Source organism: Bradyrhizobium sp. 157, from assembly GCF_023073815.1.
Taxonomy (GTDB): domain Bacteria; phylum Pseudomonadota; class Alphaproteobacteria; order Rhizobiales; family Xanthobacteraceae; genus Bradyrhizobium.
Genome location: NZ_JADPKF010000107.1, coordinates 63,074 through 87,646, shown reverse-complemented (window position 1 = coordinate 87,646; position 24,573 = coordinate 63,074). Strand labels below are relative to the sequence as shown.

The 24,573-nt window shown below is 63.5% G+C and carries 23 protein-coding genes; 11 read left to right on the top strand and 12 right to left on the bottom strand.

Annotation, left to right across the window (positions count from 1 at the left end):
- The first annotated feature begins 9 nt into the window (after positions 1 to 9).
- The 4 genes from IVA95_RS33855 (at position 10) to IVA95_RS33840 (ending at position 4,711) form a co-directional block, all read left to right on the top strand.
- On the top strand, positions 10 to 981 hold the full coding sequence (locus tag IVA95_RS33855) for a DUF6282 family protein (protein ID WP_247514454.1): 972 nt from the start codon (positions 10 to 12) through the stop codon (positions 979 to 981).
- 54 nt (positions 982 to 1,035) lie between these two features.
- On the top strand, positions 1,036 to 2,130 hold the full coding sequence (locus IVA95_RS33850; protein ID WP_247514453.1) for an alpha/beta fold hydrolase: 1,095 nt from the start codon (positions 1,036 to 1,038) through the stop codon (positions 2,128 to 2,130).
- A gap of 43 nt (positions 2,131 to 2,173) precedes the next feature.
- A complete protein-coding gene (locus IVA95_RS33845) occupies positions 2,174 to 3,145 on the top strand; it encodes a tripartite tricarboxylate transporter substrate binding protein (RefSeq protein WP_247514452.1) in 972 nt (323 codons plus the stop codon).
- 147 nt (positions 3,146 to 3,292) lie between these two features.
- The gene (locus tag IVA95_RS33840) at positions 3,293 to 4,711 is read left to right on the top strand and encodes an aldehyde dehydrogenase family protein (protein WP_247514451.1); all 1,419 of its coding nucleotides are present in this window, start codon (positions 3,293 to 3,295) and stop codon (positions 4,709 to 4,711) included.
- A 30-nt stretch (positions 4,712 to 4,741) separates the two neighbouring features.
- Here the strand turns inward: IVA95_RS33840 and IVA95_RS33835 are convergent, their stop codons facing one another.
- The 9 genes from IVA95_RS33835 to IVA95_RS33795 form a co-directional block, all read right to left on the bottom strand.
- Positions 4,742 to 5,002 carry a helix-turn-helix domain-containing protein gene (locus IVA95_RS33835; RefSeq protein WP_247514450.1) on the bottom strand — a complete coding sequence of 87 codons (261 nt, stop codon included), beginning with the start codon at positions 5,000 to 5,002 and terminating at the stop codon, positions 4,742 to 4,744.
- Between the two features lie 30 nt (positions 5,003 to 5,032).
- Positions 5,033 to 5,944 carry a hypothetical protein gene (locus IVA95_RS33830; protein ID WP_247514449.1) on the bottom strand — a complete coding sequence of 304 codons (912 nt, stop codon included), beginning with the start codon at positions 5,942 to 5,944 and terminating at the stop codon, positions 5,033 to 5,035.
- 535 nt (positions 5,945 to 6,479) lie between these two features.
- On the bottom strand, positions 6,480 to 7,007 hold the full coding sequence (locus IVA95_RS33825) for a MarR family transcriptional regulator (protein WP_247514448.1): 528 nt from the start codon (positions 7,005 to 7,007) through the stop codon (positions 6,480 to 6,482).
- A gap of 20 nt (positions 7,008 to 7,027) precedes the next feature.
- A complete protein-coding gene (locus IVA95_RS33820; protein ID WP_247514447.1) occupies positions 7,028 to 7,762 on the bottom strand; it encodes an SDR family oxidoreductase in 735 nt (244 codons plus the stop codon).
- Positions 7,763 to 7,768: 6 nt separating this feature from the next.
- Positions 7,769 to 8,281 (bottom strand): aromatic-ring-hydroxylating dioxygenase subunit beta, encoded by a 513-nt coding sequence (locus tag IVA95_RS33815; protein ID WP_247514446.1) that lies wholly within the window; start codon positions 8,279 to 8,281, stop codon positions 7,769 to 7,771.
- Position 8,282: 1 nt separating this feature from the next.
- The gene (locus IVA95_RS33810) at positions 8,283 to 9,596 is read right to left on the bottom strand and encodes an aromatic ring-hydroxylating dioxygenase subunit alpha (RefSeq protein WP_247514445.1); all 1,314 of its coding nucleotides are present in this window, start codon (positions 9,594 to 9,596) and stop codon (positions 8,283 to 8,285) included.
- A gap of 11 nt (positions 9,597 to 9,607) precedes the next feature.
- Positions 9,608 to 10,570 (bottom strand): PDR/VanB family oxidoreductase, encoded by a 963-nt coding sequence (locus tag IVA95_RS33805; protein WP_247514444.1) that lies wholly within the window; start codon positions 10,568 to 10,570, stop codon positions 9,608 to 9,610.
- Positions 10,571 to 10,572: 2 nt separating this feature from the next.
- On the bottom strand, positions 10,573 to 12,117 hold the full coding sequence (locus IVA95_RS33800; RefSeq protein WP_247514443.1) for an indolepyruvate oxidoreductase subunit beta family protein: 1,545 nt from the start codon (positions 12,115 to 12,117) through the stop codon (positions 10,573 to 10,575).
- Positions 12,114 to 14,276, bottom strand: coding sequence for an indolepyruvate ferredoxin oxidoreductase subunit alpha (locus IVA95_RS33795; protein ID WP_247514442.1), 2,163 nt, complete (start codon positions 14,274 to 14,276; stop codon positions 12,114 to 12,116). The genes IVA95_RS33800 and IVA95_RS33795 overlap by 4 nt, the downstream gene beginning before the upstream one ends.
- Positions 14,277 to 14,556: 280 nt before the next feature.
- Between IVA95_RS33795 and IVA95_RS33790 the strand changes: the two genes are divergently transcribed.
- From IVA95_RS33790 to IVA95_RS33760, 7 genes are read left to right on the top strand one after another with little or no spacing between them, the layout of a single operon-like run.
- Complete coding sequence (locus tag IVA95_RS33790; protein WP_247514441.1) at positions 14,557 to 15,732, top strand: acyl-CoA dehydrogenase family protein; 1,176 nt, start codon at positions 14,557 to 14,559, stop codon at positions 15,730 to 15,732.
- A gap of 39 nt (positions 15,733 to 15,771) precedes the next feature.
- Complete coding sequence (locus tag IVA95_RS33785) at positions 15,772 to 16,167, top strand: RidA family protein (protein WP_247514440.1); 396 nt, start codon at positions 15,772 to 15,774, stop codon at positions 16,165 to 16,167.
- A 50-nt stretch (positions 16,168 to 16,217) separates the two neighbouring features.
- The gene (locus tag IVA95_RS33780; RefSeq protein ID WP_247514439.1) at positions 16,218 to 17,345 is read left to right on the top strand and encodes a cupin domain-containing protein; all 1,128 of its coding nucleotides are present in this window, start codon (positions 16,218 to 16,220) and stop codon (positions 17,343 to 17,345) included.
- A gap of 10 nt (positions 17,346 to 17,355) precedes the next feature.
- Entirely contained in the window at positions 17,356 to 18,267 is a 912-nt protein-coding gene (locus tag IVA95_RS33775) for a fumarylacetoacetate hydrolase family protein (protein WP_247514438.1), read from the top strand.
- A gap of 10 nt (positions 18,268 to 18,277) precedes the next feature.
- Positions 18,278 to 18,925 (top strand): flavin reductase family protein, encoded by a 648-nt coding sequence (locus tag IVA95_RS33770; RefSeq protein WP_247514437.1) that lies wholly within the window; start codon positions 18,278 to 18,280, stop codon positions 18,923 to 18,925.
- 41 nt (positions 18,926 to 18,966) lie between these two features.
- A complete protein-coding gene (locus tag IVA95_RS33765) occupies positions 18,967 to 20,058 on the top strand; it encodes an NAD/NADP-dependent octopine/nopaline dehydrogenase family protein (protein ID WP_247514503.1) in 1,092 nt (363 codons plus the stop codon).
- On the top strand, positions 20,055 to 21,032 hold the full coding sequence (locus IVA95_RS33760) for a 3-hydroxybutyryl-CoA dehydrogenase (RefSeq protein ID WP_256470354.1): 978 nt from the start codon (positions 20,055 to 20,057) through the stop codon (positions 21,030 to 21,032). Before IVA95_RS33765 ends, IVA95_RS33760 begins: the two co-directional genes overlap by 4 nt.
- 16 nt (positions 21,033 to 21,048) lie before the next feature.
- Here the strand turns inward: IVA95_RS33760 and IVA95_RS33755 are convergent, their stop codons facing one another.
- From IVA95_RS33755 to IVA95_RS33745, 3 genes are read right to left on the bottom strand one after another with little or no spacing between them, the layout of a single operon-like run.
- Entirely contained in the window at positions 21,049 to 21,762 is a 714-nt protein-coding gene (locus IVA95_RS33755) for an ABC transporter ATP-binding protein (RefSeq protein ID WP_247514436.1), read from the bottom strand.
- Complete coding sequence (locus IVA95_RS33750; protein WP_247514435.1) at positions 21,759 to 23,528, bottom strand: branched-chain amino acid ABC transporter ATP-binding protein/permease; 1,770 nt, start codon at positions 23,526 to 23,528, stop codon at positions 21,759 to 21,761. The genes IVA95_RS33755 and IVA95_RS33750 overlap by 4 nt, the downstream gene beginning before the upstream one ends.
- A complete protein-coding gene (locus IVA95_RS33745) occupies positions 23,525 to 24,568 on the bottom strand; it encodes a branched-chain amino acid ABC transporter permease (protein WP_247514434.1) in 1,044 nt (347 codons plus the stop codon). Before IVA95_RS33745 ends, IVA95_RS33750 begins: the two co-directional genes overlap by 4 nt.
- Between the last annotated feature and the right edge of the window lie 5 nt (positions 24,569 to 24,573).

Sequence of the window (24,573 nt, the reverse complement as noted above, 5' to 3'; positions counted from 1 at the left end):
GCCTTGACCATGGCCGACAAGCAAGTGTCCTACCCAAACACCGTGCCGCTGCCGCCGCTATCCCGGGCGGCAGAAGTCGCCGAGCTCCTGGTCGGCGCGATCGATCTGCACTGCCATAGCGGCCCGGCAGCCATGCCGCGCATCCTCGATCATCACGAGGAGCTACTCGATGCGGCGGAAGCGAAGTTCCGCGCCGTGCTCTACAAGGATCACTTCTATGCCGGGATGGCGCACGCGATACTGCTGGAGAAGCTGTTTCCCGAAACCAATGTGAAGCTGTTCTCCGGCATCGTGCTGAACAATGCCTCGGGCGGCATCAACCCGCATGCGGTCGACCATACGATCAAGCTCGGCGGCAAGATCGTCTGGATGCCGACGCTGTCGGCCGCGAACCACATCAAAGCCATGGCCGCAGGAAACTCGACGTTTCCGAAGACCTCGCAAAAAATGCTCGATCCGATCCCGCTTTCCGCGCTCGATGCCAACGGCAAGCTCACCGACGACACCAGGAAGGTCATCGATCTCATTGCCGAGGCGGACATTATCCTGGCCGGCGGTCACCTGCCGGCCAGCGAACTGCACATCCTGTTCGATGAGGCGGCGCGGCGCGGCGTCAAGAAGATGATGGTCAACCATCCGACCTACATCGTCGGCTGCAATGACACCGACATCCGCCAGCTCGTCGCGCGCGGCGTCAAGATGGAGCATTCGATCTGTATGTTCATTGAAGGCAAATCCTTGAAGTACAGCCCGGATGATCTCGCGCACTTGATCGAAGTGGCCGGCGTCGACAACACGATTCTGTCGTCCGATCTCGGACTGCAGGGGTCGCAGCGTCCGGTCGACGGCTTCCGCAGCGTCACCCAGATCCTGCTCGATCTCCAGATGCCGCGGCCCGCGATCAGGAAGCTCATCGGCGACAACGCGGCGCGGTTTTTGAACCTTCCGGTGATGCAGTCGACCGCGCAAGACGCCGCTTAGCGGACAAGCGCAAAGACCGCAAAAAAGCGGCTGGGCCCAGGGGAGGAAGTCAGCATGGAACGGGTAGATCGCGACGGTGACGCGCTGATGGACCTCAGCATATCGCGAGCCATGCCATTGGTGGTGGCATTGCTGTTCATAGGAGCAAACCACACCGCAGTCGCGGAAGAGCAGCGCAAGCCGCCGAAGCCGCCGATCATCCTGGAATCGACGGGCGCGTATGAAGTGGGCGGCAAGGTCGTCGCCAAGCCCGGCGATCCCAGCCAGACGCTTTCCTGCGACCATGGTTACGTCGAATACTTCATCCCCGCGAAAAGGCGCAGCGTCGGCCTGATCATGTGGCACAGCTCCAGCACCAAGGTGTGGGAGAACCGCTGGGACAGCGGCGAAGGCTACAAGAGCATCTTCCTGCGCAAGGGCTATCCTGTTTACTTGTGGGACGGCCCGCGCGTCGGCCGCGCGAACTGGAGTTGCGAGCCGATCACCTACACGCCGGATTATTTCGATCAGCGCAATTTTGCCGCCTGGCGTTTCGGTCTGACCTATCTCAATTGGCATCCGGGCCTGCAGTTTCCGACGGCCGACAAGGAAGCCTGGAATCAGGCGACGCGCGCCCGTTACGACGAGTTCGATACGCTCGAGAACGCAGTGTTGCAGGCGGAGGCCGGCGGCCAGGCGATCGACAAGATCGGTCCCGTCGTTGCCGTCACCAATTCCGCGGGCGGCTGGCGCGCGCTGTTGTCGGCGCTGAAGGCAAAGAGCGACAACATGAAGGGCATTGTCGCCTATGAAACACCAGGCTTCGTCTTCCCGGTGGGCGAGGGGCCCGAGCCGAAGCCGGATGCGCCGTACGGCCCCAATTCCGTGCTCCTCGTCGAGTTCAAGAAGCTGACCAAGTTCCCGATCCAGATGGTGTTCGGCGATTACACCGACACGCGTCCGATCTGGGCCACCTCGGTCAAGGTGGCCCGGACCTTCTGCGACATCGTCAATCGTCACGGCGGAGATTGCGAGGTCTTGCTGCTGCCCGATGCGGGGCTGCATGGCAACACGCACATCGCCTTTGCCGATCTCAACAACGAAGCCGTTGCGGACGAACTATCCAAATGGCTGGTCCGCAAGGGCCTGGACAAGTTTGCCGGAGAATAAGCGCTGGTGCCACGCGGGACCTGCGCACAGCTGGGGAGGAAACATGCGCCTGCTCTCTTTCGGCCTCATAGGCCTTGCACTTGCCATTGCGCCATGTCACCGCGCCGCAGCCCAGGAGTGGCCGAACCGACCGGTCACCATGATCGTGCCGTTCCCGGCCGGCGCTGCCGTTGACACGCTGGCGCGCGCCGTGGCCCACGCGTTGAGCGAAGATTTCGGCAAGCAGTTCATCGTCGAAAACCGTGCGGGGGCGGGCGGTAATCTCGGTGGGGCGGCGGTCGCCAAAGCGGCGGCAGACGGCCATACATGGCTGTTCGGGACGCCGGCGCCGATCGCGCTCAATAAGTTCATGTACAAGGGCCTGGCTTACGATTCCGAGCGAGACTTCACGCCGGTCATACTCGTCGCCAAGTCTCCAATGATCATTACGGCGACGCGAGACTTTCCAGCGAAGACGCTTCCCGACCTGATCGCCTATGCCAAACAGAACCCGGGCAAGATCAATGTCGGTCATCCCGGCAACGGAACGCTCGGGCACATTACCTCGGCGCTGATCCAGCAGTTTGCCGGCGTGGAGATGACGAACGTGCCCTATCGCGGCTCGGCGCCGCTGATCACGGACCTCTTGGGCGGACAAGTTAACGTCGCGATGGATTTCATGCCGACCTATCTGCCGCTGGTGGCTGATCGAAAGATCCGTGCGCTTGCCGTGACGACAAGTCAGCGCGTCGCGCAACTGCCCGATGTACCGACGGTGCAGGAAGCGGGATTCAAGGGGTTCGAGGCGACCGCATGGTACGCGATCGTGGCTCCGACCGGTACACCGCCTGAGATCGTGATGAAGGTAAACAAGGCGGTAAACGCCTTTCTGAAGAGCGACAAGGGCAAGACCATTCTCGAACAAAATTCGCTGCAAGGCGTCGGAGGCATACCGGAAGACCTCAAGGCGTTTATCGATGGCGAACGCGACAAATGGCGCCCCGTGATCGAGGCGGCAAAGATTGCGATGCAGTAAGCGTCACAGGCGGCAACAGAGGCATCGGCAAGGCGATGAGCATCGTCAACCTGATCAGTTCGACGGGAATTGTGGTGCCGGTGGACGAGGGCAGGCACCTCTGACGGAGCAACTACGCCGCTGTGCGGACATCGTGAAAAGAGAACAATGGAAAAACTGAAATTCTATATCGACGGCGCCTGGGTCGATCCGGCCGCGCCGTCAACGCTTGGAATCGTCAATCCTGCAACCGAGGAGATCTTTGCACGCTTCAGCTTGGGTTCAGGGGCCGATGTGGATCGGGCCGCCAAGGCAGCGCGCCGCGCCTTCGCGACCTATTCCGAGACGGGTATCGAAGAACGCCTGTCCTGGCTACAGAAGATCATCGAGGGTTTCAGAACGCGCCTGCCGGAACTGGCGCGGATGATGACGCTCGAAATGGGCGCACCGATCACGTTTGCGACGGAGCGTCAGGCGACCGTCGCACTGTTTCATTTCGAGGAAGCCGCGCGCGTGCTTGCGCAATACAAGTTTGAGCAGCGGATGGGAAACGGGATCATCCGCCGTGAACCGATCGGTGTCTGCGGACTGATCACGCCGTGGAACTGGCCGCTGAACCAGGTTGCCTCCAAAGTCGCGCCGGCGCTCGCAACCGGCTGCACGGTCGTCCTGAAACCCAGCGAGATCGCGCCGCTCAGCGCGATGCTGTTCGCCGAGATCGTCGACGGCGCCGGCGTGCCGGCGGGCGTCTTCAATCTCGTCAACGGCGACGGTCCCACAGTGGGCGAGGCGATCGCCGCCCATCCCGAGATCGACATGGTGTCGTTCACGGGATCGACGACGGCTGGTGTCAGAGTGGCCAAGCTTGCGGCGGATACGGTCAAGCGCGTCGCGCAGGAATTGGGCGGCAAATCCGCCAACATCATCCTTGCCGATGCCGATCTGAAAGCGGCTGTGATCCAGGGCGTTCACGCCTGTTACACCAACGCCGGCCAGAACTGCCAATCTCCCACGCGCATGCTGATTCCGCGCGCGCAGCGGGACGCGGCATTCGAGGCGGCGCGTGAGGCGGTCGACAGTATTCGCCTGGGAGATCCGCTCGACCCCGTATCCACCATGGGGCCGCTGGTGAGCCAGGCGCAATTTCAGAAAGTTCAGGATCTTATTCAGTCCGGCATTGATGAGGGAGCAACGCTGGTGGCCGGCGGAACGGGTCGGCCTGCCGAAATCAACCGCGGGTATTATGTCCGTCCGACCGTCTTCGGCGACGTAACGCCGCTGATGAAGATTGCGCGTGAGGAGATCTTCGGCCCCGTGCTGTCAATCATGAGCTATGATACCGAGGATGAGGCAATCGAAATCGCCAATGACACGCCGTTCGGCTTGGCGGGCTTCGTGCAGTCCGGCGATCCCGACCGCGCTCGCACAGTCGCCAACCGTATCCGCGCAGGGCGCGTCTACCTCAACGGGGCTCCGTTCGACCGCAGCCTGCCGTTTGGCGGCTACAAGCAGTCCGGCAATGGGCGCGAATTCGGAATCTTCGGGTTTGAAGAATATCTCGAGGTGAAGGCCATCCTGGGCTACTGAGGCTGGCGGCATCGCGGGCGAGGGAGACGCTCAGGCGACCGGCCGAAAATGCCCCGGCGGATGTTTTGTGTCGCGCCGGATCAGCCGGCGAAGCGTGGAAGGCTCGGCATATCCGACCCTCCGCGCGATCTCGTCGACCGACAGGCGCGTGGTCTCAAGCAGCAATCGCGCGGTCTCCAGCCTGATCCGTTGCACGAACTGAATTGGTGAAACGCCGCATGTCGCCGAGACGCGCCGGGCCGGCCAGCCGACAATCGCAGCCCGCGACGAGATACGGCGTTCTTCAGGCACAGGCTCGCGTCTCCGCAAGGCGATCGCAACTCATAGCCCTTCAAGCGCGACGCGCGACGGCGCGATCGGCAGCCAATCAGGGATGCGGCGCTTGGCGAGCCAATACGGCCGCCAAAGAGACAGCCACATGGCGCGATCGAGCGGTGCCGTGTCCCATTTGCGCCGCTTCATGTCGATCTGCGACAACTCATGCAAGTGCAGCCACTGGCGCGCCGCCCACCACAGCTCGCGCGTGACGTCTGCGTTTCCGGCGGCCTTGAGTTCGACGACGTTCGGCAGCGGATCACGATAGCGGCAGGCAACGTTCAGCGTAGCCAATCGTTCGCCGTTCTGCCGCACGCTCCAGACCCGCGAGCGATTGTGTGCCAAGTTGTAGCCATAGGTCTTGAGGCAATTCTTCATGGCTTCCGCCTCTTCGGCGATGGCGGCGATCGAGGTCAAAGGCAGGAAATCGTACCCAGCCACCTGCGCGGGCTGGAGCCCCATGTCGGTGATTGGCTGATGGCCAAGGTTCACATGCAACGCGATCATTGTTCGCCAGTCGTCCGCGGCCTCAAGGGCCTGGCCCATGCGTATTTCCGGCGTCCACGGGCGGCCGATCAACTCGTGCCCGAATGTTGCTCGTTGGCCGGAAAACCATGCCCAGAGACTGATGAGCCGCAATCGAGCAGGATTCACGCGCCGAGGCTCGCGCACAAGCTCGCGTGCGATCCACACCGCTGCCGACTCATGCGCGAGCTCGGCAACATCAGCCAGGGTTTGTAGCCAGCTCGGCGCAAGCTTGGGAGAGCGCGGCAGGTGGTTTGCGATCTGTCGACGAAACAGTTCGCTGTCGGGCAGCCGCGGGATCGGACGCGCGAGTGCCTCTGGCGGCAGTTTTCGCAGCCACAGCGGCAGTTCGGCGGCCGCTGCCGCTTCCGCGAGGGCGACACCGCCGAGCACGCGCGCGAGTGCGAGCGCAGGATCGAGCCCAGGCCGCGGAACGGCGAGCGCGAAGAGCAGCGCGGGAAAGCTCGCGGCGAGGTCCGCAATGCGCGAGTGCCGCATTGCCAGGGCGCGCACCGCTCCCAGAAAGCGGGGATGATATCGCCGAAGCCGACGTTCCAGCAGATCGGAACGCCCGGCCCCCTGGCGAGGGGCCAGCACGAGATTCGAGGTCATGACACAATTCCGCAAGCGCGGACCAGGAGGCCCGCGCAGATTCGATTCAGTAGAGGGTTTTATGATTTCGTCCGGGATTGAATCCCGGAGCGCGCTAAATATCGCGCGTCGAACCCGGGAAGCGCGCAGTCGTAAACATGGTCGCCTCCGTTACTGCAGTTGCGGTGCGCTCCAAGAGCCGGGTTTCTATTAAGATGCAACCCGAGACTGCATGCTGCTTGCGCGCCACCGTTAACGTTTGCAAAAGGCTGGCTTGAACGCACTCATTTCACGCCTGGACCAGTGGTCCTTGCGATCGTGCCGCCCGGCAACCGCATCAAGCGTGCTTGTCGAGGCGGCGCTTGAGCAGGGTCAGATGTTGCAGCAGGTCCGATTGCGCGACGGGTGACAGCTCGCCGATCAGGGCGATCACCCATTCCTCGTGCCGGCGTGCCATCCGGCCGAACTCCTTTGCGCCTTCCTGCGAGAGGCGCAGGCGGAAGGTGCGGCGGTCTTCGGAATCGACTTCTCGATGGATAAAGCCGTCGGCTTCCAGCTTCTGCACGAGCGCGGTGATAGCGCCGTTCGAGACCATCAAGAGCTCGGAGACCTCGGACATGGTCGCGCCTGCCGGCTTGCGGGCGAGCTGTGCCAAAAGGTCGAAGCGAGCCAGCGTGGTGTTGAACTCCTTGCGCAGTCGTGCGTTCAGCGCCTTCTCGATCCGGGTGGAGCAGGAAAGCAGCCGTAGCCAGATGCGCAATTCGAGATGCGCGCCGTCGGATTCGTGCCCTGGCTCGACCGGCTGCAGCGGCTGCATGCGCGCGCCCTTGGGGGATCGAGCCTTTCGTTTGACCGTGGCGTCCATCGCTGGCATCTCACCCCGAGCTAGATGGAAATCGACCCGATGCTGGCTCCGCCGCAGACGTAAAGCGTCTGTCCGGTGATGAAGTCGGCATCCGGTGAACTGAAGAAACTGACCGCGCGGGCGACGTCGGTGGATTTGCCGAGCCGGCCGAGCGGAATTGATTGCGCCAATTTTTTCGCGCGTTCGGATTCCGGAGACATCACGCTCTCGAACATCTCGGTATCGCCGATCGGGCCCGGCGCGACGACGTTGACGGTGATCCCGAACGGAGCGAGCTCGAGTGCCCAGGTCCGCGCCATGCCGATGATGCCGGCCTTGGTGGCCGAATAGACCGTGCGGGTGGCGGCGCCGAGCGCGGCGCGGGAGGACAGTAGCACGATGCGGCCAAAACGGGCTTGCTTCATGTTCGGCAGTGCCGCCTGCACCAGCGCGATTCCCGCGCCGAAATGGAGCTGTGCCAAAGCGCCGACGTCCTCGTCATCGACCTCTTCCAGCGGCTTTGCGCGAATCGCGCCGGCATTGTGCACGACATGAGTGATAGCAACCTTGACGGCGATTTCTGCCGCCGCCTGGCGTGTCGCAGCCGCATCGAGCAGGTCGACCTCGCGAGAGGAGAGTTTTGGATGGCTCCAGTCCGGCTTGCGCCGCGACAGCGAGATCACGTCATATCCTTCCGCAAGAAGGCCGCGCGCGATCGCAGCGCCAATGCCGGTGTTACCGCCGCTCACGATCGCCGTGTGATGGACCACGTTCATCCTCCCTCACATGAAGAGCTGGATGTTGCCGAAGGCAGCATCGCAATTGATCAGGTCGACGCGCTTGAGCTTGATTTTCAGCCTGCCGTCCTCGACGCTGAGATGATGCGTGGCCCAGGCCGCAAAGAGTGTCTGCTCGTCCATCCGGGTCTCGATGTAATGCATCGGGGTCCAGGTGATATAGCTGTTGGTGGCGGGATCGCGCGAATCGACCTGCGGCATCTGCAGCACATGATGGCAGCGGCTCTTCGGCTTCTGGCTGAACGTCCGCGCGCCCTTGAGCCGTTCGACCCGGATCGAGAGCAAGAGCTTGTCCTCATACATCAGCGAGCAGGTCAGCCGCGGATCGGTTTGATTCCATTCCAGCGGCATCCAGTAGAAAGCGTCGTCGGCGTAGAGATCGAGCCATTCGTCGAAATGCTGCTGATCGATCAGCCGCGCCTCGCGGACGACGAAGTCGATCAATTCCTGATCGGTGGGAATCGCATTCTTGAGGGGAGCCTCGGCGAGCATGCTCATGTCACATCCTCATCGTCATGAACTTGGTCCACGCCCGGAACTGGTGGCGCATCGGCCACTCGCTGGTGCCGTTGACCGCCACGTTGGTCTGCCCGGCTTCGTCGGGGCTGTAGAGGCGCTGGAGGTTCACCCACTCGTTACCGTTCGAGTGCAGGCCCTCCTGCGCGCGTTCATACATTTCGAGGTCGTCATGGCCGACGATCGAGGTTGGCGCATTGATGAGCCGGTTGTACATCAGCGTGCGCTCGAGCAGCATGTCGGGCGCATCGACGAGCTGGAACGTCCAGGATTCGACCAGCGTCTTGTTGGCCGCGATCGGCTTGAAGTGCCGCAACAACTGGATCGGACCCTTGATCATGATGTTGGGGAAGTAGACCGTGTTGTGCCGGTTTTCGCCGAGGATCGCCTTGGCGCGGTCCTCGCCATAGGCGGCCGTCATCTTCTCGAAATAGCCTGGCACCGCCGAATAATCAGAATGGATCGAATGGTGCACGCCGGTGTGGCCATGCCCATTATCCCAGATCCGGATGCCCATGTTCTCGAAGAACTCGTAGGGGCTCATGAAAGGGGCGATGATCTCGACCGCCATCGGTTTCTTGGTGCCGGGCGGCGCCTTCTTCCAGACCTCGACCACGGTCCCCGCGGAGGACTCGTGCGCTACCATCGGATGGCAGGTGTCGGTCTGGTTTTCCACCAGCATCTTCCAATTGCAATTGTGCATGTAACGCAGCACGCCGCCGGCAACCTTGAGCTGACCGACCGGTGAGCGGTCGATCATGTTGTCGAAGCTCGATAGGCTCTCGCCGAAGAACTCCTCGAAATCGAGGCCGCCGTCATTGATCTTGGCGAACACGAAGCCGCGATAGTTGCGGACATGGCGCACCGGCGCCATGCCGCTCGCCGCATGGCTCTGTTCGAAACCGGTGTTCTCGTAGCCCTTCTTCAAGGGAATCGCGAGCAGCGAGCCGTCGGTCCTGAAGCTCCAGGCATGATAGGGGCAGCGGAAGAACTTTCCGGCATTGCCGCAGGTCTCGGACGTGATGCGCGTGCCCTTATGCGGGCAGCGATTGTGCAGCACCTTTACCGTCCCGTCGGTGTGGCGGACCAGCAAGACCGGCTGCGTGCCGATCGTGGTGCCGAAATAGTCGCCGGGATTGGGGACCTGGCTATCGTGGCCGACATAGACCCAGCTATTCGGGAACATGTGCTCCATCTCGAGCTGGAACACTTCCTCGCTGACATAGACGTCGCGGTGAACCTCCTGGTCGCGGACCAGGGCGCGAATTGCCGCGAGGTTGCCGGCATATCGGGTCATGCGTTCCTCCATCACAGATCGAGCACGAGTCGCTTGGTTTTTGCGCGCGAAATGCAGATCTGCATCACCTTGTTCGAGGCCTTCTCGCTTTCGCTCAAGATGTAGTCGCGATGATCGGGAATGCCCGCGATCACCGTGGTTTGGCAGATGCCGCAATCGCCGCGCTTGCAGTCATGCATTGGGTCTTCGCCGGCCTCGAGCAGCACGTCGAGGATGGTCTTACCGGCGGGAATTTCGTAAATGCGCCCGCTGCTCTTGAGTTCGACCTCGAAGGCGGAGTCCCCGGACTTCTCTTCGGGCGCCGTGAAAATTTCGAAGTGCAGCCGCCCTTGCGGCCAGTTCAGCCGCTTCGCCAGCGCGATGGCGGCCTCGATCATCGGCAGCGGGCCGCAGAGATAGAGCGGCACGTCAGGCGCGAGCCGGCGCATCAAGCCCTCAAGGTCGAAGAAGCGGCCGGCTTCGTCGTCGGCGTGGATGGTCGCGCTGGCGCTGGCCAGCCGCTCGATCTCGCTGAGAAAGGCGAGTTCGCTGCGGCTGCGGCCGGCGTAATAGAACGAGAACGGCCGCTTCGCCGTGTTCAATTCGCAGGCCATCGTAAGCAGCGGCGTCACGCCGATGCCGCCCGCGACAAGTGCGACTTCGCCGGCGCCGGCTCGAAGCGGAAAATTGTTCGCCGGCGGCGAAATCGTCAGGCGATCGCCGGTCTTGAGGCCGTGCATAAAGCTGGAGCCGCCGTGGCTCTTGCTTTCCTGCAGCACAGCGATGCGATAGGCGGTCGGATGTTCGGCCGCGCGCGGCGACGCCGTCTCGATCAGCGAATAGGAGCGACGGCCGACATCGGGCAAATGGACGTCGATATGGGCGCCGGCGGACCAGCCCGGCATCGGCGCACCGTTGGCGCGCGTCAGCACGAATTCGCGAATGCGCGACGTAAGCGCCTCGGCCTTCGACACCACGACTTCGAATTGATCCATCCTCAGGCGTCCTCGAACAGTGTCTCGACGGTGCGCAACGCGCCGTCCAGTTCGGCACCGTCGGCGTCCTTCAGCGCCACCTTGGTGAGCCGCTGCACCCATTCGGCGGCGTCGCGGCGGCCGGCCAGACGCTCGGACGCAAGCATGACCTTGTCGAACTTCGATTCACCGCGCGAATGCGTGTCCGAGTAGCCGCCGACGAGACGGCGGGCCTCGCACACGGCGGTCGCGAGCGCGATGTCGTGTGCCGCGAACTTCCTGATACGTTGCGTCCATTCATCGAGATGACGCATCTCGCGGGCGTGCCGCAGCATGCGGCGGCGGAAGCGGCGCAGTCCGGCCACGCAATACAGCAGCAGGAATGACGATGGCGCGGTCGTACGGAGTTTGCGTCCGCGGTCGACAAGCCGGGCGAGCCAGTCGCTGCGCTCGATCTTTTCACCGAGAAGCGGCGGCAAGAGACCTGCCAGTTCCTCGATCCGCGGATGGAAGAACTCGGTAATCGCGAGGACCTGCTCGTCGCCGGCGCGCACCTCGCGGCGCACCCGGTCGAATCGCCCCGCTCGCGTCTTCAGATCGGCCACGCGGATGACGTCATCATAGGCCATAGCAACGGCGAGGTATTTTGCAAAAGCCTGCAGCAGACCGGTCGCCTCGCGCGGCATTGCTTCCAGCCGGTCGAGATATTCGCTGCCATATGCGAGGTCTTGATAATCGACTACGCGCTGCAGGCCGGCCGCGACGATGCCGTGCACCTCCGGTGGCAACTGCCGTGCCCGCGCGACCAGCGCGTCGTAGCCGGGCTGGCCGATCGGTTCGAGACGTGGAAAGCGTTTTGCGAGTGGCGGCTTCGCCACAGGCTTGATCTTGGGATCCTGCTTGAGCATGGCGGCGGCGCGCTCGCGACCGGCGGCGAAGGCGCGCAGGCTGGCATCGACGCCGACTCCTGCCGCGCGTATCGTTTCCTCAAAATCTTCGACAGTGAAGGGCAGGGCGCCGGAGCCGGCGAGTGCGCCAAACAGCACGGAAGAGACCACGCTGCCGGTAGCGTCGGCGATCTCGGCCATGTCGAACGCGATGAAGCGGTTGGCAGCAACGTTTGCCGCCTCATAGACCTGCGCCGCGTCGGCGGTGCCGTCGCCGGGCGCGGTCTTCTCGATCACTGCCAGCGAGCGGTGGGAGGAACCGATCAACAGCGTGCGATCAGGCGAGACCAACCCGCGCAGGATGGCGCGGCCAGCTTCCATCAATTCGGCGCCGATCACGATGTCGACCTTGCCGGGCGCGGGCATCAGCGACAGCACGGGGTGGCGACCGGGATTGCTGGTGTCGGGCGCGATCATCTCGATGTAGTAGATCGTGGCGCCGGTGCGCTGGGCGACGCCGGGCACCGAGGTCGATTGCGCGAACCAGCCGCGCCGCTCCGCCAGCGCCACGATCCAGTCGACCAGCACGCCGCCGCCCTGGCCGCCCATCGCGAGCACCGCAACGGTGATCGGGCGGGCCTGACTAAGCGCGGCGGTGGAGGGCGCGACCGAGACGTTCATGCCGCCTCCTGCTCGAATGTGACGCGCCGTCCCGCCCGCCAGCGCTGCAATGCGCCGATCATTCGTTGCCAGAGGCGGTCGAGCCGCGTTTCGAACGGGGTCGGATTAGAAACGATGTCGGCGCGATAGAAGGAGGGACACAGGACAGCGGCGTCCGCGACCTCGCCGCAATGGCCACACCCGACGCAACTATTGTCGACGGCGGCGACCGGATTGTCCTTGAGAGGATCGCTGGTCGGCTTCACCGATAGCGAAGGGCAGCCGGACAGGCGAATACACGCGTGGTCGCCAGAACAGACGTCTTCATCCACGCCGAAGCGCTCGCGCACGATGCGCTCACCGCGCTTGGCGGCTGCCGCCATCAGCGGCTTTACACGTCGCTGCTTGTTCAGCATGCATTCCGACGAGGCGACAATGATCTTCGGACCCTTCTCCTCCGTCGTCAGCGCCTCGCGCAGCGTGTCGCGCATGCGCGTGACGTCATAGGTGCGGTCGATCTGGCGCACCCATTTGGCGCCGACGCCCTTCACGGCCTCGACGATCGGGTGCTTGGTCGAACGCGAACGGTTGTCGGCGCGCGAGGAGGGGATGTCCTGGCCGCCCGTCGCGGCGGAATAATAATTGTCGACCACGACGATCACACCGTCGTGCTGGTTGAAGACGGCGTTGCCGACGCCGCTAGTGAGCCCGTTGTGCCAGAAGCCGCCGTCGCCCATCATCGAGATCGGCCGCTTGCCCGCGGGAACGTTGAAGGCGGAGGCCGACGCCGGGCCGAGCCCATAGCCCATCGTGGTGGCGCCGATATTGAACGGCGGCAGGATCGAAAACAAATGGCAGCCGATATCGGCGGCTATATGATGCGGGCCGAGTTCCTTTTCCACGAGTTTCATCGCGGAAAAAATCGGCCGCTCCGGACAGCCGGTGCAAAAACCCGGCGGTCGCGGCGGTACCACGTCGGCCAACGCGCGGATCTTGTCGTCAACTTCGATACGGTCGATGTTGGGTGCGCGTGCGGCATCCGGCAGCGCATCCGGGCGCCAGCGGCGGATGAAAGCGCCGATCGCTTCGCCCATGACCTGAGCGGTGTATTCGCCGGCCATCGGGAACAGGTCCTTGCCGTGCAGCTTGGCCGGAATGTCCGCGTTGCGCAGGATCTTGTGGAGCGCCTGCTCGATGAATTCGGGCTGGCCTTCCTCGACCATCAGCACCGCCTTCTTAGCCCGGCAGAAGTCGATCACCTCGCGGTCGACGATCGGATAGGTGACGTTCATCACGTAGAGCGGCACGCGTGTCTCGCCCCAGATATCGGCAAGCCCGGCCTCGCGCAGCGCGGTGATGACACCGTTATACATGCCGCCCTGCATGATGATGCCGATGTCGTCGATGTCGCCGTCGAAGGTCTCGTTCATGCCGCGGGCGTGGATGAATTCAACCGCCGCGGGCCAGCGATGCTCGACCTTCTCCTTTTCGTGCAGGAAAGAAGCCGGCGGCAGCACAATGCGGTTGGTGTCGCGCGACGGCTGGTCCAGCGCACGGGCCAGCGGAAAGGTGGGACGGACATTGTCGCGGGTCGCGAAGCGGCCATGCACATGGCAGGCGCGTATCCGCACCTCCAGCATGACAGGCGTATTCGACGCCTCTGATAGCTCGAAGTAATCGTGCACGGCCTTGACGATGGAGGACACGTTCGGCCGCGGATCGACCAGCCAGAGCTGCGACTTCATTGCGAACGCATGCGAACGCTCCTGCATGATGGAGGAGCCTTCGCCGTAATCCTCGCCGATGATGATCAGCGCGCCGCCGGTCACGCCGCCCGAGGAAAGGTTGGCGAGTGCGTCGGACGCGACGTTGATGCCGACCGGCGCCTTGAAGGTGACCGCGCCACGCACCGGATACATCACCGAGGCGGCCAGCGTCGCCGCGGCGGTGGCCTCGCTGGCGCTGGATTCGAAGTGCACGCCGAGGTCGGAGAGAATATCCTGCGCGTCCGACAGCACGTCCATCAGATGCGAGATCGGCGCGCCCTGGTAGCCGGCGACATAGCTGACGCCGCATTCGAGCAGTGCTTTGGTAATGGCGAGGATGCCTTCGCCGCGAAATTCCTGGCCGGCGCCGAGCTTCAGGTCTTCCACTTCGCGCGCGAAAGAGCGTTCTGCCATGCTCGCCTCCTGAGGGCTCGCCCGGAACTCCGGATGATCGAATATAATTTTAGACATCAAACAAAAATGATGTCAATCGGACCCGCAAGTTCTGAGGCCGCAAAACGCTTCACGCGCATTATGAGTGCGGTTCTAGCCTGTTTCATGGACTTCGTGCACACGCGCCGAGCTTCCGATCGGCGGCCGGTTCGCTTGACAGGATATTTTAGCCATGAAACATTATTGAGGCGCGCGTTGCATTTGGCGGCGTGCGCAAAACCGGCCTTTGCGGGAGACTGATATGACACCGGTTTCGCCATTACGCGGGCCGTCTCGCGAACACCTCGCGTGGCCGTTCTTCGATTCCCGCCACAGCGAATACGCTGCCGCACTCGACGCATTTGCAGCCGATCTTGGCGATACGCACGGCGGTGACGTCGACGAGACCTGCCGCTCGCTGGTTCGCAGACTTGGTGCGGCGGGACTGCTGGAGGCCTCGGTTGCGGGCGATCAGCCCGATGCGGTGATCGATTCCCGGCTGATTTGTCTGGCGCGGGAAACGCTGGCCTGGCACAGCGGGCTCGCCGATTTCGCTTTCGCGATGCAGGGACTTGGCACCGGCGCAGTGGCGATTGCCGGTTCTCCCAAAATGCGCGCGCTGGTGCTGCCGAAGGCGCGGCGTGGCGAATGGGTCGCTGCCTTTGCCTTGTCGGAGAAGGAAGCCGGTTCCGATGTTGCCGCCATGGCCTGCAGCGCCCGTCGTGAAGGCGATCACTACATCCTGAACGGCGAGAAGACCTGGATTTCAAACGGCGGTATTGCCGACGTCTATACGCTGTTTGCGCGAACCGGCGAGGCGCCGGGCGCGCGCGGCATTTCGGCCTTCGTGGTGCTGCCGGACGATCCCGGTTTTTCGATTGCCGATCGCATCGATGTGATGGCGCCGCACCCGCTGGCGACGCTGCGTTTCGAGGGCTGCCGGATTCCGGCGGCGCGGCTGTTGGGTTCGCCGGGTGAAGGTTTCAAGATTGCGATGCGCACCCTCGATATCTTCCGCGCATCTGTTGCCGCCGCCGCGCTGGGTTTTGCCCGCCGCGCGCTCGACGAGGCAGTGGCGCATGCACTGTCACGGCGGATGTTCGGCGGCGTGCTGGGCGACCAGCAATTGACGCAGGCAGCCCTCGGCGACATGGCCGCAGGTGTCGATGCCAGCGCGCTTCTCACCTACCGCGCGGCGTGGCGGCGCGACGTGCAGAAAGCGTCCACGACCCGAGAAGCGGCGATGGCGAAAATGGTCGCGACCGAAACCGCGCAAGCGGTGATCGACCGCGCCGTACAGATGTTCGGCGGCCGCGGCGTGCGTTCGGGCGAGGTCGTCGAGCAGCTCTACCGCGAGATACGCGCGTTGCGCATCTATGAAGGCGCGACCGAAGTCCAGAAACTCATCATCGGGCGTGACGTCCTGAAGGCGGTCTAGCGAACGGCGTTCAGTCGGGTCCTGCTACGGGGGTATGAAATGTTCGAGGTCTTGCAGCCACCCGGTTGGGCCAAGCCGAGGGGGTACGCGAACGGCATCGCGGCGCGCGGCAAGATGATCTTCGTCGCCGGCCAAATCGGCTGGAACGAACAATGCAAGTTCGAGTCCGATGATCTGGTGGAGCAGATCGGCCAGACCCTGAAGAACGTCGATGCGGTCTTGCGCGCCGGCGGCGCGGCGCCCGAGCATGTCGTGTCGATGACCTGGTTCTTGCTCGATCGCAAGGAATATTCGGCGCGCCTGAAGGAAATCGGCGTCGTCTATCGCGATGTCATGGGTCGGCACTTTCCGGCCATGACGGCGCTGCAGATATCGGGGCTGGTCGAGGACCGCGCAAAGGTCGAAATCCAGGCGATCGCAATGATGCCTGACTAGATGATTGACAATGCGACGCCGGAAGCGGCGCCAACCCACAGGAGGGTGACATGGCAACGAAAGCGCATGAAAACCACCGGGAAGATGTAGCCGGACGGGCCAATGTCGAGGATACGCCTGAGCTGCTCGCCTATTACGACGAGCTCGAAAGGCTGGAGGCGGGCGCACTCTGGACGGTCGCGAACAAGATCGAGCCGTGGCAGCCCAAATCGTCCTCCGTCCCGGTGCTGTGGCGCTATGAGGACCTACGCGCGCATGTGCTGCGTTCGGTTGAACTGGTGTCGCCCGAGAAGGCCGGGCGCCGCGTCATCTATCTGAATAATCCCGGACGCCGCGAGCACGCCGCCGCGGTCGGCTGGCTTTATTCCGGCTTGCAGGTCATGCGTCCGGGCGAAGTCGCATCCGCCCACGCCCATTCGGCGTCTGCGCTTCGCTTCATCATGGAAGGCGAGGGCGCCTACACGATCGTCGATGGTCACAAGATGACGCTCGGCGCCAACGATTTTGTGCTGACGCCGAACGGCACCTGGCACGAACACGGCGTCTCCAGCGACGGCACGCCGTGCATCTGGCAGGATGGTCTCGACATTCCCCTCGTCAACACGCTTGAAGCCAATTTCTATGTGGTTCACCCCAACCTGCAGCAGAGCGTCGGTTATCCCGTCGACGACATGACGCATACCTGGGGCAATCCCGGCCTGCGCCCGGCGGGCGCCGAATGGTCCAAGGGATATTCGCCGCTATTGAAGTATGAATGGGGACCGACCTACGAGGCGTTGCAGCGCTACGCCAAGGCCGCCGACGGCTCGCCGTATGACGGCGTTCTCATGAACTACGTCAACCCGGTGACCGGCGGTCCGGTGATGCAGACGATCGGCGCGTCGATGCAGATGCTGCGGCCGGGCGAGAGTACCCGCGCGCATCGTCACACCGGCAGCTTTATCTATCAGGTCGCAAAGGGGCGCGGTCACTCGATCATCGACGGCAAGCGCTTCGACTGGAAGGAACGCGACATCTTCTGTGTTCCGTCCTGGGCTTGGCATGAACATGTCAACGGCTCCGCCAGCGAGGACGCCTGCCTCTTCACGTTCAACGACCTGCCGGTCATGCACGCGCTCGGGCTCTATCGCGAGGAAGCCTTCGGCGATAATGGCGGCCGCCAGCCCCTTGTATCCTAGGAGAGCAACAGTGCGTCTCGTTACCTATCGCGGCACGGTCGAGGCCGCAGCCCGTCTCGGCGATGTCGTTGACGATCTCGTCGTGGATATCGAGAAGGTTGGCCAGCATGCCGGTGTTTGCCTTCCGTCGTCGATGCTCGATTTCATCGATCTCGGGCCGCCGGCCTTGGCGGCGCTCAAGAAGATACTGAACGAGAGCAGGGATAATTGGCCGGTCGGCGCTGCATTGCCGCTTGCAAACGTTAGGCTGCTGGCGCCGATCCCGCGTCCGCGCAAGAACATTTTCGGCATTGGCCTGAACTATGTCGAGCACGTCGCAGAGTCCTCGCGCGCGCTTGACACTGCCAAGGACCTGCCCAAGCAGCCGATCATCTTTTCCAAGCCGCCGACCAGCATCATCGGGCCGGACGAAGCCATTCATCACAACAAGGCGATTACCAAGCAACTCGACTGGGAAGTCGAGCTTGCCGTCGTGATGGGTCGAACGGCGCGGCGGGTGTCTGAGGCGGAAGCGCTTGGCTTCGTGTTCGGCTACAGCGTGATGATCGACGTCAGCGCCCGCGACAATCGCCGTGCCGGCCAATGGATCTACTCCAAGGGGCAGGATACCTACGCGCCGTCCGGGCCGTGCATCGTCACGGCAGACGAGATCACCGATCCGCATGCGCTCGATCTCTGGCTGACGGTGAACGGCGTCGAAAAGCAGCGCTCCAACACGCGCTACATGCTGTTCAAGGTACCGCTTCTGATCGCCGATATTTCGGCCGCGATGACGCTGGAGCCGGGCGACATCATCGCGACGGGCACGCCCGAGGGCGTCGGCGCCGGGCGCTCGCCGCAGGAATGGTTGTGGCCGGGCGATGTGGTTGAGGCCGAAGTGACGGGCATCGGCCGACTGCGCCATCCCGTGGTGGCGATCTGAGAGGCCTAACATGATCTTCGATATGGAGACGCTGGAAGCGCAGAACCGCTACAAGATATTGACGGCGACGGTGACGCCGCGGCCGATCGCCTGGATCACCACGCTCTCCGCGAGCGGCGTGATCAATGCCGCGCCGTTCAGCTTCTTCAACGTGATGGGGCACGAGCCGCCCACCGTCGCGATCGGGTTGCTGGCGGGTTCGCAGCGATTCAAGGACACGGCGGCGAATATCCTCGATTCCGGGGAATTCGTCGTGAACCTCGTTGCCGAGCGCAACGCCGAGGCAATGAACATCACCTGTATCGATGCGCCGCCCGAAGTGGACGAATTGGCGCTGGCCGGATTGACGCCGGCTGCCTCCCAGGCGGTGCGCCCGCCGCGCATTGCGGAATCGCCGGTGTCGTTCGAATGCCGGGTTCTCACTTCGCTGGTGACGGGGCCACGGCAGACCGCCGTCATCGGCCGTATCATTCGCGCCCATATCGACGATGCCGTGATCCTGGACAAGGAGCGCTGTCACATCGATACGCAGGCGCTGCGTCTGATCGCCCGCATGCACGGCAACGGTTGGTACGCGCGCTCGACCGACCTGTTCCAGATCGATCGGCCAACCTGGGCGGCTTGGCAGGAAAAGAACGTCAAGGCGGAGCCTGCGTGACGGGACTTTCCGAGGCGTGGGGCGACGAAGCGGAGGACATCTTGAAGATCGCAGTATTGGGTGGCGGAAACGGTTCGTTCGCGGCCGCCGGCGACCTCGCCTTGGCCGGCCATGAAATCCGGCTGTGGCGGCGAAATCCCGGAGATGTCGAGGCGCATCGTGCCGAGGGTGGCACGATCACGGTCATCGATCGATCGGGCCGCCGTGAAGTCCGGCTGGGTGTGGTCACGTCTTCGATCGCGGAAGCCATCGACGCGACTGATCTCATCCTGTGTCCGGCGCCCGCCTTTGCGCAGCCGGCGATTGCGAATTTGGCCGCACCGCATTTGCGCGACGGCCAGGTCGTGTTCCTGCCGCCCGGCACATTCGGCTCCTACATCTCCGCCCGTGCCGCCCGCGATGTAGGCAACCGCGCCGAGATCGCGACCGCGGAGACCGGGACCCTGCCGTGGCTGGCGCGCAAGCAGGGTCCTTATAGCGTCCGCATCTCGGGCAGGGGCGCGCGGCTGCCGACCGGCGTGTTTCCGCAGCGCCTCGCCGCGCACGCGCTCGGCGTGATCGAGCGCGCGTTTCCGAACGCCATCGAGCCATGCGGGGATGCACTCTCGGCAGCGCTGATGAATGCCGGCCCGATCATTCACCCGCCGCTGATCACCATGAACGCGGGCCCGATCGAACATTTCGAAAAGTGGGACATCCATCAGGAAGGAACGCAGCCGGCGATCCGCCGCGTGACGGACGCCCTCGACGCCGAGCGCATCGCTGTCCGCGAGGCACTTGGCTATGGAAAGCCGCATTTTCCATTGGCGGACCACTATTCGCGCGACGGCGAATCCTGGATGTATGGCCGAGACGCGCATGAGCAGCTCACCGATTCCGGCGATTGGTCCGAACGCCTCATTCTCACGGAGCACCGCTACATGCTGGAGGATCTGCGTCTCGGCCTGTCGTTCCTCGCATCGGTGGCCGGTCTTGCGGGCGTGCACACGCCGCTAGTTAAGGCATTCCTCGCGATCGGCTCCGCCATTACCGGCGAAGATTTCACGGTGACGGGCCGGAGCCTGTCCTCACTCGGCCTCGGCAATCTCAACCGCGCCGCGTTGCAAAATCTTCTGGCCGAGGGTTTCCGATGAAACCGGTGATCGGATGCCTCGGTGCCGGACGAATGGGCCGCGGCATTGCCGTTGTGTTCGCTTTCGCTGGCCATCAGGTTGTCGTCATCGATTTCAAGGAGCGGGACGCGTCGGCATTCGAGACGTTAGCGGCCGAAGCCAAGGCAGAGATCCGTTCGACGCTCGAGATTCTCTCGCGCATCGGCCTGCTCCCACCGGAACTCGTGCCCGTGATCGCCGGACGGATCACGATCATGTCCCGGGACGAGGCGGCTACAGCGTTGCCGCGCTGCGATGTCATCTTCGAGGGAATGCCGGAGATCCTCGCGTTAAAGCGGGCGGCGCTGGCCGAGGCCTCGCGCCTGGCAGGCGAGGGGCCGATTATCGCCTCCACTACCTCGACGATCCTCGTCGACGATCTCGCCGGATCGATCGAACATCCCGGCCGCTTTCTCAATGCGCACTGGCTCAATCCCGCTTACCTCGTGCCGCTGATCGAATTGTCTCCCGGGCGGCTCACCGCGCCGGAAGTTACCGCGCGGATGAAGACGCTGCTCGAAAGTATCGGCAAAGTGCCGGTAGTCTGCGCGGCACGTCCGGGCTTCATCGTTCCACGAATCCAGACGCTGGCGATGAACGAGGCCGCCCGGATGGTGGAGGAGGGTGTCGCCTCCGCGGAAGATATCGACAAGGCCGTGATCTATGGCTTCGGATTTCGTTTCGCGGTGCTGGGCTTGCTCGAATTCATCGATTGGGGCGGCGGTGATATCCTGCATCACGCCAGCCGCTATCTGGTCGAAGCGCTCGACGACAGCCGCTACGCCGCGCCGCCGATCATTACCGCCAATATGCGCGAGGGCCGCATCGGCATGAAGACCGGGCAGGGATTTATGAACTATGAGGGCGTTGATCAGGCCGCCTATCGCGAGCAGCGGCTTGCAGCGTTTGCGTCGGCGCTTCGTGCCATGGGTCTCGCCCGCGAACCCGTCGCCTGAAGCGAGGGCCATCGCTTCAGTGGCCGCCGAGATAGGCCGCGATCAGTTTGGGGTCGTGGATCAGGGTGTCCGCCGGCCCGGACTGGATGATCTCGCCGGTTTCCAGCACATAGCCGTAATCCGCAGTCTCCAGCGCTGCGCGGGCGTTCTGCTCGACCAGCAGGACCGACACGCCGAGGCTGCGCAGCGAGGCGATGGTGCGGAAGATTTCCCGGACGATCAGCGGCGCAAGGCCGAGGCTGGGTTCATCGAGCACGAGGAGCTTAGGCTTCGCCATCAGCGCGCGCCCAAGCGCCAGCATTTGCCGCTCGCCGCCCGACAGCGTGCCGGCGGCTTGCTTGCTGCGCTCCTTGAGCCGCGGAAAGCGGTCGAACACATCGTCGAGGCTCTTGCGCGTCGTCGAGCGGTCGCGCAGGCTGTAGGTGCCGAGCAACAGATTGTCGGCGACCGACATGTCGGCAAACAGCTCGCGCTTTTCGGGCACGAGGCACAGGCCGCGCTCGACGCGGCCCTCGACGTCGATCCGCGAGAGATCGGCGCCTTGAAAGACCATCCGCCCTGTGGACTTCAGTAGGCCGATGGCGGCCATCAGCAGCGTCGTCTTGCCGGCGCCGTTCGGCCCGATCACGGTCACGATCTGCCCTTGCTCGACTGAAAGCGAGACATCGCGTACCGCCTCCACCTTGCCGTAGGCGACCGATACATTCTCGATCGAGAACATCTGGGTCACGCAACACCTCCGAGATAGGCTTCCTGGACGCGGGCATCGTTGCGTATTGCCGCCGGTTCGCCTTCGCAGAGCTTGGAGCCGAAATCGAGCACGACGATACGATCGACCAGCGACATTACGAACTCCATGTCGTGCTCGACCAAAAGGATCGTCAGATGATCGGCGCGCAGCGACCGCAATAGCTCGGCAAGCTTCAGCTTTTCCTGGCGACGCAGGCCGGCCGCCGGCTCGTCGAGGACGAGCAGCGTCGGATCGGCGGCGAGCGCGCGGGCGATTTCGAGCACGCGTTGATTGCCGAGCGGCAGATTGCCGGCTAGCTCGAATGGCTTGTCGCCGAGTCCGACGCGTTCGAGCTGCTGCAGCGCCTCATAACGTGCGCTGGCCTCTTCCGCGTGGTTCAGACGCAACGCGCCGGCGAGCAGGCCGGTTCTGGTCCGCGAATAGGTGCCGAGCAGTACGTTGTCGAGCAGCGTCATGCGGGGGCGCAGCTTGACGTGCTGGAAGGTGCGGGAGATTCCGGACCGGGCGATGTGAAATTGCTGGTCGCGGGTGATCGAGCGGCCAGCAAACGCGATCTCGCCGCTGTTGGCGCGCAGGGCCCCCGTGAGCAGGTTGAACATGGTGGTCTTGCCGGCGCCGTTCGGTCCGATCAGGCCGAGGATCTCGCCGGATTTCACTTCGAAGCTGACATTGTTGACGGCGACGAGGCCGCCAAACCGCCGCTGCGCGCCGCTCACTTTAAGAAGAAGCGTGCCGGGCGCAGGTTGCTCGCGGCGCGGCAACGGAGCCGCGGCTTGCGGACGGGACTGCTTCACGTCGGGCAGAAAGCCTGCGAGGAACGGCACGATGCCTTGCCGTGCCCGTTGCAGAAACAGGATGAACAACGCCGAGAACGCAACGATCTCAAGCTGGCCGGAAGCGCCCTTCGCAATCAGCGGCAGGTAGTCCTGCACGGTGTTCTTCAGCAGCGTGACGATCGCAGCACCAACCACACCGCCCAAAATGCTACCGGCGCCGCCGACCATCGCCATCATCAGATATTCGATGCCCATCCCGGCTTCGAACGGACCAGGGCTGACGAACCGGCCGAGGTGGGCGTAGAGCCATCCAGATAATGCGCCGAGGAAAGCGGTGATGACGAATGTCACCAGCTTGATCTGAAATGCGTTGATGCCGAGGCTTTCGACCAGCGTATTGCCGCCGCGTAGCGCGCGCATTGCGCGGCCGATGCGGGAGTCGAGAAGGTTGTAGCAGAGGAGAAGCACCGCGACGACGATCGCCCAGATCAGGAAGTAGATCTGCCGGCTCTCGACCAGAGCAACGGGGCCGATCGAGATCGGCGGAATGCCCGAAATGCCGTTATGTTGGCCGAGCCCCTGGATGTTGCCGAACAGGAATGCGATCGCCAGTCCCCAGGCGACCGTGCTCAGCGACAGGAAATGCCCACCCAGGCGCAGCGTCACGAAGCCCAGGATCGCCGCGATGCTGCAGGTCAGGATGACGGCGAGCACCAGTCCGAGCCATGGCGAATAGCCGTTCAGCGCAGTGACCCACGCTGTCGAATAAGCCGCGACGCCGACAAAGGCTGCCTGGCCGAACGAGACGATGCCGCCGACGCCGGTCAATAATGCCAAGCCGATGGCCGCAAGCGAGTAGATGCCGATATAGTTCAGCAGGGTGATGCTGAACGGATTGAGCACAAAGGGAGCCGCCACGAGGCAGGCGATCGCTGCGGCAATGATGAGACGGATCTGCTGCAGTGTCATTCCTCGACTTCCTCTTCGGAATGCTGCGAGGCGAGCGAGCGCCAGAGCAGGACGGGAATCAACAGCGAGAAGACAATGACGTCCTTCAGGGTGCTGCTCTGGAACGAGGCGAAGCTTTCGAGAAGGCCGACACCGAACGCGCCGAGCGCCGCGCCTGGATAGCTGGCCATGCCGCCGACGATCGCGCCGACAAAGGCTTTCAGGCCGAGCAGGAATCCGGAGTCGTAGAAGATGGTGTTCACAGGCGCGATCAGGATGCCGGAGACGCCGGCCATTAATGATCCCAGGAGATAGGCGATGGTCCCGGCACGCGCCGGCCTGATACCCATCAGCCGGGCGCCGGTCCGGTTCAGGGCGGTTCCGCGCAGCGCCTTGCCGATCAGCGTGAAGTCGAAGAACAGAAACAGCAGGCCGCTGAACACCAGCGCGGCGGCCAGGATCAGCACCGTCTGTCCGGAGACGTGCATGCCGGCGATCTCGATTGCCATCGAGGTCAGCGGCTCGGTCCTGACGCCTTCAGGGCCGAAGAACAGCAGGCCGAGTCCGACCAGTGCGAAGTGCAGCGCGACTGAGACCGTCAGCAACAGGAGAACCGAGGCGTCTGCGATCGGGCGAAACACGATCCGGTCCAGCAGTGGCGAGATCGGCATGATCAAGAGAAGCGCCAGTACGATTCTGACCGGCATCGGCGGAGTGAACCGCATCGTTAGCCAGACGACCCCGACCACGATCAGGGGCAACACGAGATAGAAGAGGACGGCCTTCGGTACCGCGCGAAGCTCGCCGGATCGCGCCAGCGAGACGACTTCCATCGTGCAGGCCATGCACGCCAACACGACAACCAGCCCGATCGTTCCGGGAAGCTGCTTGGCGTCGAGCGCTGCCAGCGTCAACGCCGTGAAGGCTGCGATGTCGCCGAACGGAATGAAGATCACCCGCGTCACGGTGAAGATCAGCACGGTGCCGATCGCCACCAGGGCGTAGACCGCCCCGGTGGCTATTCCGTCGATGGCAAGGATCGCTGCGATGTCTGCCGTCATGCCCT